Annotated in this window: 13 protein-coding genes; 6 read left to right on the top strand and 7 right to left on the bottom strand. The window is 69.2% G+C overall.

From position 1 onward, the window contains the following. Positions 1-64: 64 nt before the first annotated feature. The gene (locus L687_RS28530; RefSeq protein WP_021199220.1) at positions 65-613 is read right to left on the bottom strand and encodes a GNAT family N-acetyltransferase; all 549 of its coding nucleotides are present in this window, start codon (positions 611-613) and stop codon (positions 65-67) included. A gap of 90 nt (positions 614-703) precedes the next feature. Between L687_RS28530 and L687_RS28535 the strand changes: the two genes are divergently transcribed. Together L687_RS28535 and L687_RS28540 are read left to right on the top strand one after the other, a co-directional pair. Next, on the top strand, positions 704-1,582 hold the full coding sequence (locus L687_RS28535) for a phosphoribosylaminoimidazolesuccinocarboxamide synthase (RefSeq protein ID WP_021199221.1): 879 nt from the start codon (positions 704-706) through the stop codon (positions 1,580-1,582). Positions 1,583-1,804: 222 nt separating this feature from the next. Next, entirely contained in the window at positions 1,805-3,133 is a 1,329-nt protein-coding gene (locus tag L687_RS28540) for a uracil-xanthine permease family protein (RefSeq protein ID WP_021199222.1), read from the top strand. 84 nt (positions 3,134-3,217) lie between these two features. On the opposite strand, the gene L687_RS28545 is transcribed toward L687_RS28540, so the two are convergent. Genes L687_RS28545 through L687_RS28565 form a run of 5 tightly spaced genes read right to left on the bottom strand, consistent with a single transcriptional unit; the run spans position 3,218 to position 9,406 of the window. After that, positions 3,218-4,957: an acetyl/propionyl/methylcrotonyl-CoA carboxylase subunit alpha gene (locus L687_RS28545; RefSeq protein WP_021199223.1), complete on the bottom strand. Its 1,740-nt coding sequence runs from the start codon at positions 4,955-4,957 to the stop codon at positions 3,218-3,220. Beyond that, positions 4,954-6,558 (bottom strand): 5-oxoprolinase subunit B/C family protein, encoded by a 1,605-nt coding sequence (locus L687_RS28550; RefSeq protein ID WP_021199224.1) that lies wholly within the window; start codon positions 6,556-6,558, stop codon positions 4,954-4,956. Before L687_RS28550 ends, L687_RS28545 begins: the two co-directional genes overlap by 4 nt. Further along, positions 6,558-7,358 (bottom strand): putative hydro-lyase, encoded by an 801-nt coding sequence (locus L687_RS28555; protein WP_021199225.1) that lies wholly within the window; start codon positions 7,356-7,358, stop codon positions 6,558-6,560. The genes L687_RS28550 and L687_RS28555 overlap by 1 nt, the downstream gene beginning before the upstream one ends. Position 7,359: 1 nt before the next feature. Continuing rightward, on the bottom strand, positions 7,360-8,124 hold the full coding sequence (locus L687_RS28560) for a LamB/YcsF family protein (RefSeq protein WP_021199226.1): 765 nt from the start codon (positions 8,122-8,124) through the stop codon (positions 7,360-7,362). A gap of 4 nt (positions 8,125-8,128) precedes the next feature. After that, positions 8,129-9,406 (bottom strand): NRAMP family divalent metal transporter, encoded by a 1,278-nt coding sequence (locus L687_RS28565; protein ID WP_021199227.1) that lies wholly within the window; start codon positions 9,404-9,406, stop codon positions 8,129-8,131. A 172-nt stretch (positions 9,407-9,578) separates the two neighbouring features. Between L687_RS28565 and L687_RS28570 the strand changes: the two genes are divergently transcribed. Continuing rightward, positions 9,579-10,217, top strand: a complete 639-nt coding sequence (locus tag L687_RS28570; RefSeq protein ID WP_021199228.1) for a GntR family transcriptional regulator — start codon at positions 9,579-9,581, stop codon at positions 10,215-10,217. A gap of 235 nt (positions 10,218-10,452) precedes the next feature. Further along, complete coding sequence (locus tag L687_RS28575) at positions 10,453-11,271, top strand: matrixin family metalloprotease (RefSeq protein ID WP_021199229.1); 819 nt, start codon at positions 10,453-10,455, stop codon at positions 11,269-11,271. 68 nt (positions 11,272-11,339) lie between these two features. Here L687_RS28575 and L687_RS41540 read toward each other — a convergent pair whose 3' ends face one another. After that, positions 11,340-12,026 carry a TetR/AcrR family transcriptional regulator gene (locus tag L687_RS41540; RefSeq protein WP_021199230.1) on the bottom strand — a complete coding sequence of 229 codons (687 nt, stop codon included), beginning with the start codon at positions 12,024-12,026 and terminating at the stop codon, positions 11,340-11,342. Between the two features lie 125 nt (positions 12,027-12,151). Between L687_RS41540 and L687_RS28585 the strand changes: the two genes are divergently transcribed. Then, positions 12,152-13,024, top strand: a complete 873-nt coding sequence (locus L687_RS28585) for a DUF1266 domain-containing protein (protein ID WP_021199231.1) — start codon at positions 12,152-12,154, stop codon at positions 13,022-13,024. Further along, positions 13,021-14,058, top strand: coding sequence for a hypothetical protein (locus L687_RS28590; RefSeq protein WP_021199232.1), 1,038 nt, complete (start codon positions 13,021-13,023; stop codon positions 14,056-14,058). The genes L687_RS28585 and L687_RS28590 overlap by 4 nt, the downstream gene beginning before the upstream one ends. The last annotated feature ends 117 nt before the right edge of the window (positions 14,059-14,175 follow it).

The following is a 14,175-nucleotide window of genomic DNA, read 5'->3' on the forward strand; positions in this document are numbered from 1 at the left end:
CCATGTGGACTATACGCCCCCCAACGGACACCGACAAGACCGACATCCGCGGTCCCTCAGCTGATCAGCCCAGAGCGGCCGCGAGCTGCGTCGCGGTGAGGGGTCGGTCCGCGTAGACGAGCCGCATCACCGCGGGATCGGGGTTGCCGACATCCGGCGCGCGATGCACGCGCTGGAGGCCCAGCTTCTCCGCGACGTGCGCCGACGCCCGGTTGTGCTCCACGAGATAGGCGATGACCGGTCGATCGGGGTCGACGAGCCGCGCCTGCTCGATGCCGGCGCGCGCCAGCTCGGTCGCATAGCCGTGCCCGTGCTGGTCGGCCGCGATGCGGTAGCCGACGTTCCACACCTCGCCGCGAAGCAGCGTGCAGCCGCCGTTCCCGATGATCTCGCCCGTGTCGCGCAGACGTGCCACCCATGATCCGAGTCCCGCCTGCTCCCAGCTGCGGTCCCAACGCCTCATCATGTCGAGAGTCGCGGCAGGGTCGGTGTGTCGAAGGCTCGGGAAGTGCGTCCACACCCGCGGATCGTTCTGGATCGCGAAGATCGCATCGAGGTCGGCGGCCACCGCCCGCGACAGACGGAGCCGGTCGGTGAAGATGTCGTCAGCCACGCCTCCACGCTAGACACCGGCTCCGACACCCGTCGGCGCGACCCACGGACGCAGGCGATCGCGGTCGCACGGAACCGGGATAATAGGCGGGTGAGCACACCTTCAGAAGGCACGGCACAGAGCATTCCCGGCTGGCGGCACATCTACTCGGGCAAGGTCCGCGACCTGTATGCCTCGGAAGACCCGGCGGACACCCGCATCCTCGTCGTGGCCTCCGACCGCGTGAGCGCCTTCGACTTCGTGCTCTCCCCCGGCATCACCGACAAGGGCGCCCTGCTGACACAGCTGAGCCGCTGGTGGTTCGCCCAGCTCTCCGACTTCCCCAACCACATCGCCGCGGGCGAGCTGCCCGAGGCCGTCGCCGATCGCGCCATGCTCGCGCAGTCGCTCGAGATGCTGCCGATCGAGTGCGTCGTGCGCGGCTACATCACCGGTTCCGGCTGGGTCGAGTACCAGGAGAGCGGCACCGTGTGCGGCATTCCGCTCCCGGCCGGCCTGCAGAACGGCGATCGGCTGCCCGAGCCGCTGTTCACCCCGGCGTACAAGGCGCCGATGGGCGAGCACGACGAGAACATCACGTTCGAGCGCGCCGTCGAGCTCGTCGGCGCCGAGCGGGCGGCCGAACTACGCGACACCTCCCTGGCGATCTACACGGCTGCGGCCGCCATCGCTGAGGAGAAGGGCCTGATCCTCGCCGACACCAAGTTCGAGTTCGGGACGGATGCCGACGGCACCCTGCGCCTGGCCGACGAGGTGCTCACGAGCGACTCCTCCCGGTACTGGGACGCCGAGGCCTGGCGCACCGGCACGACGCCGAGCGCGCGCATGGCCAGCTTCGACAAGCAGATCGTGCGCGACTGGCTGGCCGCGAACTGGGACCAGCAGGGCGAGCCGCCGCTGCTTCCGGACGACGTGGTCGCGCGCACCGCCGACCGCTACCGCGAGCTGATCGAGCGCCTCGGCGCCTGACTCGCGACCGTCGAGGCCACTCGTCACGCAGGTCCACGGACCGGTCCGCGGACGGATGCATGACGACCGGACAGATGCATGACCATCGGCTGCGCGCCCCTCATGCATCCTTCATCCGCTCCTGCACCTGAGCGCAGGTCGGCGCCAGCGCTCAGGAAAAACTCAGGAATCGGTAGTGTTGCTCCAGCACTCCTGCCATCCCCCGAACCTTGAGGAGCCCGCATGGCCCTGTGGAAGCTGCACGGAAACGGCCGCACGGTCGAGCCCGGTGCCGTCGTCCGTCCCGACGAGCGCCTGAACTGGCCCGCGACGATCGCGATCGGTCTCCAGCACGTCGTGGCGATGTTCGGCGCGACGTTCCTGGTGCCGATCATCACCGGGTTCCCGGTCGCCACCACGTTGCTCTTCAGCGGTGTGGGCACGATCCTGTTCCTGCTGGTCACCCGCAACAAGCTGCCCAGCTACCTCGGTTCGTCGTTCGCGTTCATCGCGCCGGTGACCGCAGCGACCGCGTCCGCGAACATGGGCACCGCCCTGGCCGGGATCGTCGCCGTCGGCGTGCTGCTGGCGATCATCGGCGTCGTGGTGCACACGGTCGGGGTGAAGTGGGTGGACCGCTTCCTGCCGCCGGTACTCGCCGGAACGATCGTCGCCCTCATCGGTTTCAACCTCGCGGGCGCAGCGCACAACAACTACGCCGCAGCGCCGGTGACCGCGACCTTCACCCTCGCCATCACAATTCTCTTCGCCGTCGTCTTCCGCGGCTTCCTCGGCCGCATCTCGATCTTCCTCGGCGTCATCGCGGGGTACATCTTCGCGGCGTTCCGCGGTGAGCTCGACTTCGCAGCAGTCGAGAAGGCGGACTGGGTCGGCCTTCCGACCTTCACCTTCCCGAACTTCACCGAGCCCGGCACGCTCACGGCGCTTGCGATGTTCCTCCCGGTCGTTCTCGTTCTGATCGCCGAGAACGTCGGCCACGTCCGCGGCGTCGCGACCATGACCGGAGACGCGACGGTGAACCAGCAGACAGGCAAGGCGCTGATCGCGGACGGCGTCTCGACGACCCTCGCCGGCTTCTTCGGCGGTTCCGGCACGACGACCTACGGCGAGAACATCGGCGTGATGGCGTCCACCCGCGTCTACTCCACCGCCGCCTACTGGGTGGCGGGCACGGCCGCGATCCTGCTCAGCCTCTCCCCGAAGTTCGGCGAAGTCATCAACTCGGTGCCCGCCGGTGTGCTCGGCGGCGTGACGACGGCGCTCTACGGTCTGATCGGGGTCATCGGCATCAAGATCTGGGTCGACAACCGCGTCGACTTCTCGCGCCCGGTCAACCAGTACACGGCGGCCGTCGCGCTGATCATGGCGGTCGGCGGCTTCATGATCAAGGACGAGGCTTCCGGCTTCGAACTCGGCGGCATCGTCATCGCCACGGTGGCTGCGATCCTCATCTACCACCTCGGCAACCTGATCGCGCGCCTGCGCAAGACCGGTGCCGACGACCCGAAGCCGCTCGAGGCGGTCGGTCCGCTCGGCGGCGACCCCGAGTAGGCCGCGCCGCGCACAGACGGAGATCCCGGATGCCTCTCGTGAGGCATCCGGGATCTCTGCGTTTCGGGTGGTGCACCAGAACGCTCAGTCGATGACCGCGAGCACCCCATCGGCGGCGACCATCGCGGACAGCTCGACCCGCTGAGACAGCGATCCGGATCTGTGGGCGGTCACCGTGGTCTCCATCTTCATGGCGTCGAGGACCGCGACCGGCTCTCCCTCCGCGACCTCGGTGCCGTCGTCGACGAGCCAGCGCACCAGAGTGCCCGGCACCGGTGCACGCAGTTCGGTCGGGTCGGACGTGGGCGCTGCGGGCGCGGGGGCAGCCGGACGACCGAGGCCCGACAGCAGCCCGGCCGGGAGACCCAGCATCACGCGTCGGCCGTCGATCTCGACAGGGAAGCGCTGCAGTGCGGAGTCCGACACGGCCGCCGGCCGCGACTGCGTCTCCAGCTTCGGCAGCAGGGAGCTCTCGATCCACTGCGTGTGCACCGCGAAGGTCGCCGTGCCGAACGCCTCCTCGTCGAGCGCCATCACGTCGAACGGGATCACCGTCGCCGGCCCCTCGACGGTCAGCTCACGCAGAGCCCGCCGCGCCCGCACGATGGCCGCATCGCGGGACTCGGCGTGCACGATCAGCTTGGCGATCATCGAGTCGAAGGCCGGCTGCACGACGTCGCCCTCTTCGATGCCACTGTCCCAGCGCACGCCGGGTCCGCCGGGGATCCGCAGTCTCTCGACACGACCGGGGCTCGGCAGGAAGCCCCGCCCGGGGTCCTCGGCATTGATGCGGAACTCGAACGCGTGCCCGATGGGTGCCGGCGTCTCGACGAAGGACGGACCTTCCCCGAACGCGATGCGGAACTGCTCGCGCACCAGGTCGGTTCCGGTGACCTCCTCGGTGACCGGATGCTCCACCTGGAGCCTTGTGTTCACCTCGAGGAACGAGATGGTGCCGTCGGCCGCGAGCAGGAACTCCACGGTGCCGGCCCCGCGGTACTCCACCTCGCCGCAGATCGACCGTGCCGCGTCGTGGAAACGCGTCCGCTGTTCGACGGAGAGTCCCGGAGCCGGCGCCTCCTCGATGAGCTTCTGGTTCCGACGCTGCATCGAGCAGTCGCGGTCGCCGACCACCACGACACCGCCGCGCCCGTCGCCGAGCACCTGCACCTCGATGTGCCGCGGGCTCTCGAGGAAGCGCTCCACGAAGCACTCTCCGCGACCGAATGCCGCGATCGCCTCGCGAGTGGCCGCGTCGAAAGCCGCCGCGACCTCGGACAGCTCGCGCACCACCTTGAGCCCGCGGCCGCCACCGCCGAACGCCGCCTTGATCGCGATGGGGAGTCCGTGCTCCTCGGCGAACGCCACCGCCTCCTCAGACCCGGCCAGCGGCTGGTCGGTACCGGCGGCGAGCGGCGCTCCGACCCGCTGCGCGATACGGCGAGCGGTCATCTTGTCGCCGAGTGCGTCGATGCTCTCGGGCGACGGCCCGATCCAGACCAGCCCCGCCTCCTCGACGGCCCGTGCGAATGCGGCGCTCTCCGAGAGGAAGCCGTATCCGGGGTGCACGGCGGTCGCGTCCGCCCGGCGCGCGGCGGCGAGCAGCGCCTCGACGGAAAGATACGTGTCGGCCCCCGTTGCTCCCCCCAGGCCCACGGCCTCATCGGCCAGGCGCACGTGCAGGGCGTCGGCATCCTGATCCGCATAGACCGCGACCGAGGTGTATCCGGCCTCGGCGCAGGCGCGGACGACGCGCACCGCGATCTCCCCGCGGTTGGCGATCAGGACCCTCTGCGTGGTCGGCGCGGTCGACACGGTGGTCATGAGGACTCCTTGACGGTGAAACGAAGACGCACTCCCGGAGCCAGTTGACCGGCGAGGTCGAGGCTGCGGTCCGTGAGGGCGCCGATGATGGGGTATCCCCCGGTGAGCGGATGATCCGGCAGGAACAGGACGGGCTGCCCATCGGGCGGCACCTGGACGGCCCCCGTGACAGCACCCTCGCTCGGCAGTTCGCCACCGACCGCGCGCTCCAGGGGCACCTCCCCCTGGAGCCTGATGCCGACGCGATCCGAACGCGGCGTGACGGTCCACTCCTGTCCGGTGAGGGTCGCGAGCGCGTGCCCCGTGAACCAGTCGTCCCGAGGGCCGAGCGTGATCTCGAGGTCGACGAGCTCTCCCGCGGCAGGGAGCTCGCGCGGCAGCGCATCGGGCTCGACGGGATGCGGCGCCGCGCCGCCCACCGGGACGACGGCACCCGCCACGAGCGCTTCCGGGCCGAGCCCGGCGAGGGTGTCCGCCGCACGGCTGCCCAGCGCGGGCACCGCATCCAGGCCTCCTCGCACGGCGACGACGTAGCGCAGCCCGCGCTCGGGGTGACCGAGGGTCAGTTCGTCGCCGTCGACGGTGGCGAAGGGCTCACCGTGCGCCACGGAACGAACGGTGCCGCCGACCTCGGTCAGGCGGAGCGCGCCGATCGCGCCGGCGACCGCGGCGACGCCGGCTCCCCGGAATCGCAGGACGGCTCCGCCGACGCTCTCGAGCACCGCGGCGTCGCGTGCATTGCCCACGGCACGGTTCGCGTCGTGCATGGCCCGGCGGTCCGCAGCCCCGGATGCCGAGACGCCGAGTGCCGCATAGCTCGGGCGCCCGGCGTCCTGCACGAGCAGCTGCAGCGACGGGCGGACCACCTCGACGGCAGCTCCCGCGCCGAAACCCAGACCATCCGCATCCGTCGCGGAGTGTTGCGCCGCGACGCGCGGTGCGTGCGTCGGGTCGTCTCCGTTTCGGCCCGGGTGACCGCCCTCCAGCCGAGCGGCCTCCCGCACCTGCGCGAACCGCACCGCCGTCCCGGGCGACAGCAGCGCGGGCGGGTTCCGCTCGATGTCCCACATCACGGCATCCGTGCGTCCGATGAGCTGCCATCCCCCCGGGCTCTCGCGCGGGTAGACGCCGGTGAACTGCCCGGCGAGCGCGACCGAGCCGGCGGGCACGCGTGTGCGCGGCGACGATCGGCGCGGCACGTCGAACAGGGGATCGCTGCTCACGACGTATCCGAAGCCGGGGGCGAAACCGGAGAACGCCACCCGCCAGTCCGCGGCGAGGTGCCTGTTGACGAGTTCCTCCGCCGAGACGCCCAACAGCGATGCCGCCTCGTCGAGGTCTTCGCCGTCGTATCGCACCGGTACGGTGACCTCGCCGGTGCCCGGCGGATGCGCGGTGTCGATCTCGGTCGCGGCCAGCACCGCTGAGAGATCGGCGGCCGAGACCCGGACCGGATCGAAGCGCACGAGCACGGTGCGGGCGCCGGGGATGCGCTCGACGATGCCGGGCACGCCCTCCCACGCGAGGTTCAGGCGCATCGCCTCGTCGAGGTCGGATGCCTCGACGAGGAGAGCGTGATCGGATGCCGTGAGGATGCGCATCAGACGAGGTACTCCGCATCCGGAACATCGGTGATGAACATGTACCCGGGCGCGTGCGTGATCGCGAACGGCGGCCTCGAGGCCATGATCGCGGCCTGCGGGGTGACACCGCAGGCCCAGAAGACGGGCACTTCGCCGTCGCGCACCTCGGGAGCATCCCCGAAGTCGGGATGCGCCAGGTCGTGGATGCCGAGCGATGCCGGGTCGCCGATGTGCACCGGAGCACCGTGCACCGCGGGAGTGCGGCCGGAGATCTGCACGGCATCCGCGACGCGAGCCGCGGGGATCGGACGCATCGAGACGACCATCTCTCCGCGCAGTCGTCCGGCGGGCGCGCACGACACGGAGGTGCGGTACATGGGCACGTTCCGGCCGAGCTCCTGATGGCGGATCGGGATCCCTGCCTGTACGAGTCCGGATTCGAAGGTGAAGCTGCATCCGATGAGGAAAGCCACGAGGTCGGGATGCTCCGCCCAGGCCGCGGTCGCGTCGGCGACCTCCTCGACCAGTTCCCCGTCGCGCCAGATGCGGTACCGGCCGATGTCAGTGCGGATGTCGCTGCCGGGCGCGAGCCGTGACTCCACCGCGCCCTGCTCGATCACCTCGAGCACCGGGCACGGCTTCGGGTTCCGCTGCGCGAAGAGCAGCGTCTCGAAGGCCCAGTCGGCCGGCACCGCGATGAGGTTCGCCTGGGTCAGCCCGACCGCGACTCCGCTGGTCGGCTCGGCGTGACCGGCCCGGATCGCGGCGCGAGCAGCGCGTGCGTCGGCGAGTTGGTCGGCGGTGGCGAGAACGGTCATGTCAGGCGCCCGCGAACGGGGCGATCGTGATTCCCGCCTCCTGCAGCATCCGCTTGGTCTCCGCGGCCATGGCCACCGAGCCGGGACTGTCGCCGTGCACGCAGATCGACTGCGCGACCACGGGCACATCGGTGCCGTCGATCGCACGGATCACGCCGTCGGCGGCGAGGCGCACCATGCGCTCGGCGACCGCTGCCGGGTCGTGCAGCACCGCGCCCTCCTCGGTGCGCGAGACGAGCTGCCCGTCGGGCTGATACGCGCGGTCCGCGAACGCCTCGGCGGCGACGGCGAGCCCTGCCCGCTCGGCCACGTCGAGCACGACGCCTCCGGAGAGCCCGAGCAGCACCAGACCAGGGTCGATCGCGCGGATCGCGGCCACGACGTCCTTCGACTGCCGCTCGTCGCGGGCGATCGTGTTGTAGAGAGCGCCGTGCGGCTTGACGTACGAGACCCGGCCGCCGACCGCGGAGGCGAGCCCGATGAGCGCACCGAGCTGGTACTCGACGTGCGCCTGCAGCGTGGCCGAGTCGATGTCGACCTTCGTGCGTCCGAAGTTCTCGTAGTCGCGGTAACCGGGGTGCGCGCCGATCACCACGCCGTCCGCCACGGCAGCCGCGAGCGTCTCGCGGATCCCCTCGGGGCTGCCGGCATGGAAACCGCACGACACGTTCGCGCTCGTGACGAGGCGGAGCATGCTCGCGTCGTCGCTGACGATCCGGTCGGCGACGTTCTCGCCGAGGTCCGAGTTCAGGTCGATCGATGTCATGCGATCACGCTCCGATTCCGAGGAAGGCGAAGATGGGGCCGACCGAGACGATACCCATGTACCAGGTGAGCAGCGTCACGAGCGTACCGGCGACGAGCAGCCACATCGGGTACTTCTTCGAGCCGAGCAGGTCGCGACGGAACCAGCCGATGTACATGAACACCGTGAGTCCGATCGGCAGGATCAGGCCGTTGAAGCCGCCGACGAACACGAGGATCGCCGCAGGAGCGGTACCGATCGAGAGGTACACCGCCAGCGACACCACGATGAACGCGACGGTCGCGAGCTGCAGCGGCCACCCGCCCTTGAGCTTCGTGGTGAAGGTGGAGAGGAAGGTGGCGGAGGTGTAGGCCGCACCGATGACCGAGCTGATCGCCGCGGCCCAGAAGATCGCACCGAAGATGCGGAGGCCGGCGTCGCCGAGCACCGCGCCGAACGCCTGACCCGCGGGGTTCGCGCCCTGCCCGGAGAGGTCGAGCGTGACGCCGGAGGCCACGACGCCGAGGATCGCGAGGAACAGGACGTAGCGCATCACGCCGGTGACGAGGATGCCGTTGGTCGCCGCACGCATGACGGGGCCGGCGTGCTCCGGTCCGGTGTGTCCCGAGTCGAGGTAGCGGTGGGCGCCGGAGTACGTGATGTATCCGCCGACGGTGCCGCCGACGATGGTGGTGATGGTGGCGAAGTTCAGCTCGTCGGGCACGAAGGTCTGGCGCAGCGCCTCGCCGATCGGCGGCTGGGCGATCACGGCCACGACCACGGTCATGACGATCATGGCGATTCCCAGCACGACCAGCACGATGTCCATCACGGGGCCCGCCTTCTTCACCAGGAAGATGATGATCGCGAGGGCCGCGGTGACCATGCCGCCGAGCTTGGGGTCGATGCCGAGCAGGGCGTTGAGTCCCAGTCCGCCACCGGCGATGTTCCCGATGTTGAAGGCCAGCCCGCCGATCACGACGAGCACGGCGATCAGGTGTCCGGAGAAGGGGATGGCGCTGTTCGCGAGTTCGCCGGCGCGCTTGCCGGACGAGGTGATCATGCGCCAGACGTTCAGCTGCACCGCGATGTCGACGAGGATCGAGATGAGGATCGCGAACGCGAAGGCGGCCCCCATCGTCGCTGTGAACGTGGCGGTCTGCGTGATGAAGCCGGGGCCGATGGCGCTGGTGGCCATGAGGAAGATCGCGCCGATGACGGCACTGCGGCCCGCGCGCTTCTTGGCGGACGAGAGGCGGGCTTCGTCCTCCGGGGAGAGGGAGGCGGTGGTCTGCTCTGACATGCGGGGGGTTCCCATCGTCGTTGGTGGGTGTCGGGTGACCCCCAGTGTAGAACGGATAGGCATTGATTGTTCAACAATCGTGTTACGGCCGTGCTACAGAACGGTTGCTTTCGTGTGATTTCCCTCCTGCGACCGCAGACGATGCCGCGGCTCCGCCGCCTACGATGAAGGCATGAACCAGCAGGGCCCGCTCGCCGACGTCCTCCGTCAGCGCATCATCGACGGCGACTTCGCGCCGGGGTCACGACTCTCGGAATCAGCCCTCGCCGAGCAGTTCGACGTCTCGCGCAACACGCTTCGCGAAGCCTTCCGTGTGCTCGCCGAGCAGGGCCTCGTCGAGCACATCCCCCACCGCGGGGTCTCGGTGGCGTCACCGACCATCGCCGACGTGATCGACATCTATCGGGCCCGCCGCGTGATCGAATGCACCGCACTGCGCCAGTCCGAGCCCGAGCACCCCGCCGTGCAGCTCATGCGCGAAGCCCTGGCCGAGGCCGAGGAGCAGCTGCCGCACGAGGATTGGCGACGTATCGGCAGCGCGAACATGGCCTTCCACGACGCGATCGTCGCCCTCGCCGACAGCGCACGGCTCGCCCGCACCTACCGCGATGTCGCCGCCGAGCTGCGTCTCGTCTTCCTCGAGATCGACGAGCCGAGGTCGCTGCACGAGCCGTACGTCCGTCGAAACCGCGCGGTGCTCACGGCTCTGCTGGAACAGGGACCCGAAGCCGCTGCGGAAGAACTCGAGCGCTACCTCACCGCATCGGAGCGCAGTGTCCTGGGGGCTTTCGCCCGCATGGGCCACGCCTGACCCCCGACGTCTCGCCGGGACGCACACCACCTTCGACCAGAACGACGTTCGGTATTTTTGACCTGAGTGCATAAATCTGTGAACGTGCCGGGAGATGCCTTGCCATCGCGTGAGAGCCATGCTTACCGTGAGCGCACTTCGACAGGATCGGCTGCGCAGAGTTGCTCACCTTTCCGCCGGGGGCCGCGTGCCGAGGGGGCGCGCGGAATCGTTCAGATCGAAAAGGACTACTACTTTGCGACTCACGAGAAAACTGGCGTTCGCCGCTACCGCGGCTGCTGCGCTCTGCCTCGGCACGGTCATCCCCGCTGCCGCGAATTCCGCACCCGACGCCGATGACATCCCCACCTTCCAGGAGTTCGAGGCGTCGACTTACCGAGACGTCGACGGTGCCTACGTCGTCAACGGAGACGAGGTGATCTCCAACCAGGGCGAACTGCGTTCGTTCTACGAGCAGCTCCTCGGCGCCGACCCCGTGACCAACGGTCTCATCGTCAACACCGTCAACAGCATCGACGACAAGTGGTCCGACGCGCAGGTGGCCAACCTCACCTATTGCGTCAGCACCGCCTTCGGTGCACGTCACGCCGACGTCGTGAACGCGATGGAAAGCGGTGCTGCCCTCTGGGAAGCCGCATCCTCGAAGATCGACTTCATCTACGACAGCAGCGCCGATGCCAACTGCACGACGCGCAACAACGCCGTCCTGTTCTCGGTGGAGCCGGTGCAGACGACGCAGTACATCGCCAGGGCCTTCTTCCCGAGCACCGCACCGCGTCTGCAGAACGTCCTCATCGATGACTCGATCTGGACCCCCGGCTCGTCCTGGACCCCGACGAACGTGCTCGGCCATGAACTGGGCCACGTGCTCGGCTTCCGCCACGAGCACACCCGCCCGGAGGCCGGCACCTGCTTCGAGGACAACAACTGGCGTCCTCTGACGCCGTACGACTCCTCGTCGATCATGCACTACCCGCAGTGCAACGGATCGTCCGACGACCTGTCGATGACGAGCGTCGACACCGCCGGAGTCGTCTCCCTCTACGGGAACTGACACCGGTCAGCACGTCGGAATCAGCGGGGCCCGGTCGTTCGCGACCGGGCCCCGCGTTCGTCCGTCGTTCAGGCGGAGTCACCCGGCAGTTGCTCGCGCCCTCGCAGAGCCGCCGTGGCCCGCGGCCGCGGCTCACCGTCACGCAGGGGAGCCGGTGGCGCGATGGACGCCGTGGGCTCGGGGAGTCCGTACCGTCGGAACATCCAGCGGCGGGCCTCCTCGAGCGGATACGTATCGCCGAAGACGGCGGATTTCACGAAGACACCCTCGATCGTGCTGCGCAGCATCACCTCTTCGAGCGCCGGGTCCTCGGCCCCCCGCGCGCGGAAGAGGTCACGGACCGCGTCCTCCGCCGCGGTGGCGCCCGCCTCGTGCCGGGCCTCCGACTCCGCGAAGAGTCGATGCGTGGCCGGCTGCTGCTGCATCGCGAGCACCGCGCGCTGCAGCGGTATCGCATAGGCGGTGGCCGTGAGAGCACCGTCGATCACCGCGGCGAGCATCTCGTCGGGCGTGCCCTCGACGCGGGCGAAGCCGAGCACGGTCTCGAACCAGCGATCGATCACGGCGGCGACGAGTTGCTCCTTGCCACCGAAGTGATAGTTCACGAGCCCCTGGGCGACGCCGGCACGCTTCGTGATCTCGGCGATGCTCGCCCCTGCGACGCCCCGTTCGCTGAACGTCTCGATCGCCGCCTGCAGGATGTTCTCCCTGGCACGCTCGCGGGCCAACCGGTTCTGCTCGTCGGAGCGCGCCACGTGGCATCCACCTCCTGAGTCCCGCCGGTCCGTCTTTCGAAGTCGCCCCCCTGCCGTATAGATTACTCACTGAATGTTCGTTCAATCTATGAACCGACACGGATTCACCCTTCCCAGGAGCACCCATGCACTCTTTCGCGAGCGTCGACTTCAACAGCGTCACCTCGATCTTCGAATGGCTCGTGAGCCAGTGGTGGGCGTGGACGATCGTCGGGGTCGTCGTGCTGTTCTTCCTCGTGATCTGGATCCTCCCGGCCGCCAAGGTCAAGGCCTCGCCCGAGCACCCCACCACCGGGGTCGAGGCCGATGAGATCGCGCTCGGCTTTCTGCAGATCGTGAACCTGCCCTCAGGCGCCTGGAACGATCCGACCGCTTCGCTCCTCGACGACCGCGAGAAGAAGGTCCTCGTCGACCAGTGGGGCGTGCACACACGAGACGAATGGCTCGCCAACATCGAGCGCCTGAGCACCGTCCGCCGCCGTCGCGAGGTATGGATGCTGTACCTCGCCGTGCGCACCGAACTCGCCCAGCGCCTCGGTCGCACGCCGAAGGCCAAGGAATGGCTCGCCGCCATCGTGCAGGAAGGCGGCGACAAGCGCGATGCACGCGCTTTCGTCACCTCGATCGAGTACGCCGAGACCGAGGTGCGCAAGCGCGTGGGCAAGGACATCGTCACCCCCGGGCTCTTCGTGAAGACCCTCGACGGCTACGGCCTGGGTCAGGCCGTGGCCATGACGACCTGGGGTGTCGCGCTCGGACACGGCGACGTGGCTGAGGCGCGCGCGATCATCCACCGCATCAACGTCGAAGGGCGCCCGGCGTTCGAATCATGGGCCGACTTCGGCCTGAGCTACATCGTGGGACGTGTCATGCACTGGACGGACGGCAACGTCGATGAGAAGTCGTTCGAGAAGTTCGGCGACGGCTGGTCCGATTTCCAGGCCGCAGCGTCCGAGAAGCGCAACGGCCCGTGGGCGACGCTGTCATGGAGCCTGTGACCGTAGACCTGGAACCGCTGCGACGGAGCGCGGGCCTGCGCGACATCCGCACCTACGAGCGCATCTGCGGGATCCCGCCGCATCGCCGGTTCCTGGTGATCCTGGTGGTCGTGCTGCTGTTCGCCGCCGCGATGCTCACCGGGCTCTGGTTCCTCGGCCGCAGCGACATCCTCACGGTCGCCCCGATCCTCGGGGTGTTCGTGATCGGGTACACCGTGCTCGCCGCCGTCGGCTTCGTCTGGTGGGCGGTCGGCCTGAGTCGCCGGGTGAAGGTCGCCGCCTTCGCCTGGGCGAACGGATGGGCGTACGCCGACACCCTCGAGCGCACCCGCCGTCCCGGGGCCGCGTTCACGCGGGTCGCGCACGGACGCGAACGTGCGGTCATCGCCTGCGACGACGACCGGATGCCGTTCGAGCTGGGCATGCATCACTCTGTCGCCCACGGACAGGAGCGCGCCACGATCCAGCGCCCCTTCGCCTTCATCGAACTGCCGCTGCCGGCATCCGTCCCGCACATCGTGCTCGCCAACCGGAAGCGCAGCATCGTCCCCACGCTCGGCCTCGGGCGTGGCGCCGCGCGCATGGATCTGGAAGGCGAGTTCGCGAAGACGTTCCGCCTCATCGTGCCGGAGGGCTATCAGCAGGACGCTCTCTACATCTTCACGCCGGATCTGATGGCCCGCGTGCTGGACCTCGGCTCCGGCGCCGAGATCGAGCTCGTGTCCGACCGTCTCTACGTGTACCTGCCGTCCGGCACACGGTTCGACCATGCCGAGACCATGACGGCGGTGCTCACCTTGGCCGAGGAGTTCCATCGGCGCTTCGCGGTGCGCACCGAGCTGTACCGCGATGACGAGGCGGGAGGCCTCGCCGCCAGAGCAGGCGTGTCGGTCGGCCTGCGCGGCCAACGGCTGGGCGGTCGCGGGATCTCGGTGTTCGCGGTCGCCGGCACGGCCGCGGTGCTCCTGCTCTCCGCCGGCCTCACCGCCTTCTCGCTCTTCGGCGGTGACATCCTCAGCTCGCTCGTCGGCTGAGCCTCAAGACCCACGGCTGTGGGCCTGGCCCGGAGGGGGCGCCAGGGCCACAGCCGTGTTCATCCCCTCCGCGGACGCTCGCGCACCCCGACGCGGTTCGTCAGGACCGGACGTGGT

Source organism: Microbacterium maritypicum MF109 (assembly GCF_000455825.1).
GTDB classification, from domain to species: domain Bacteria; phylum Actinomycetota; class Actinomycetes; order Actinomycetales; family Microbacteriaceae; genus Microbacterium; species Microbacterium maritypicum_A.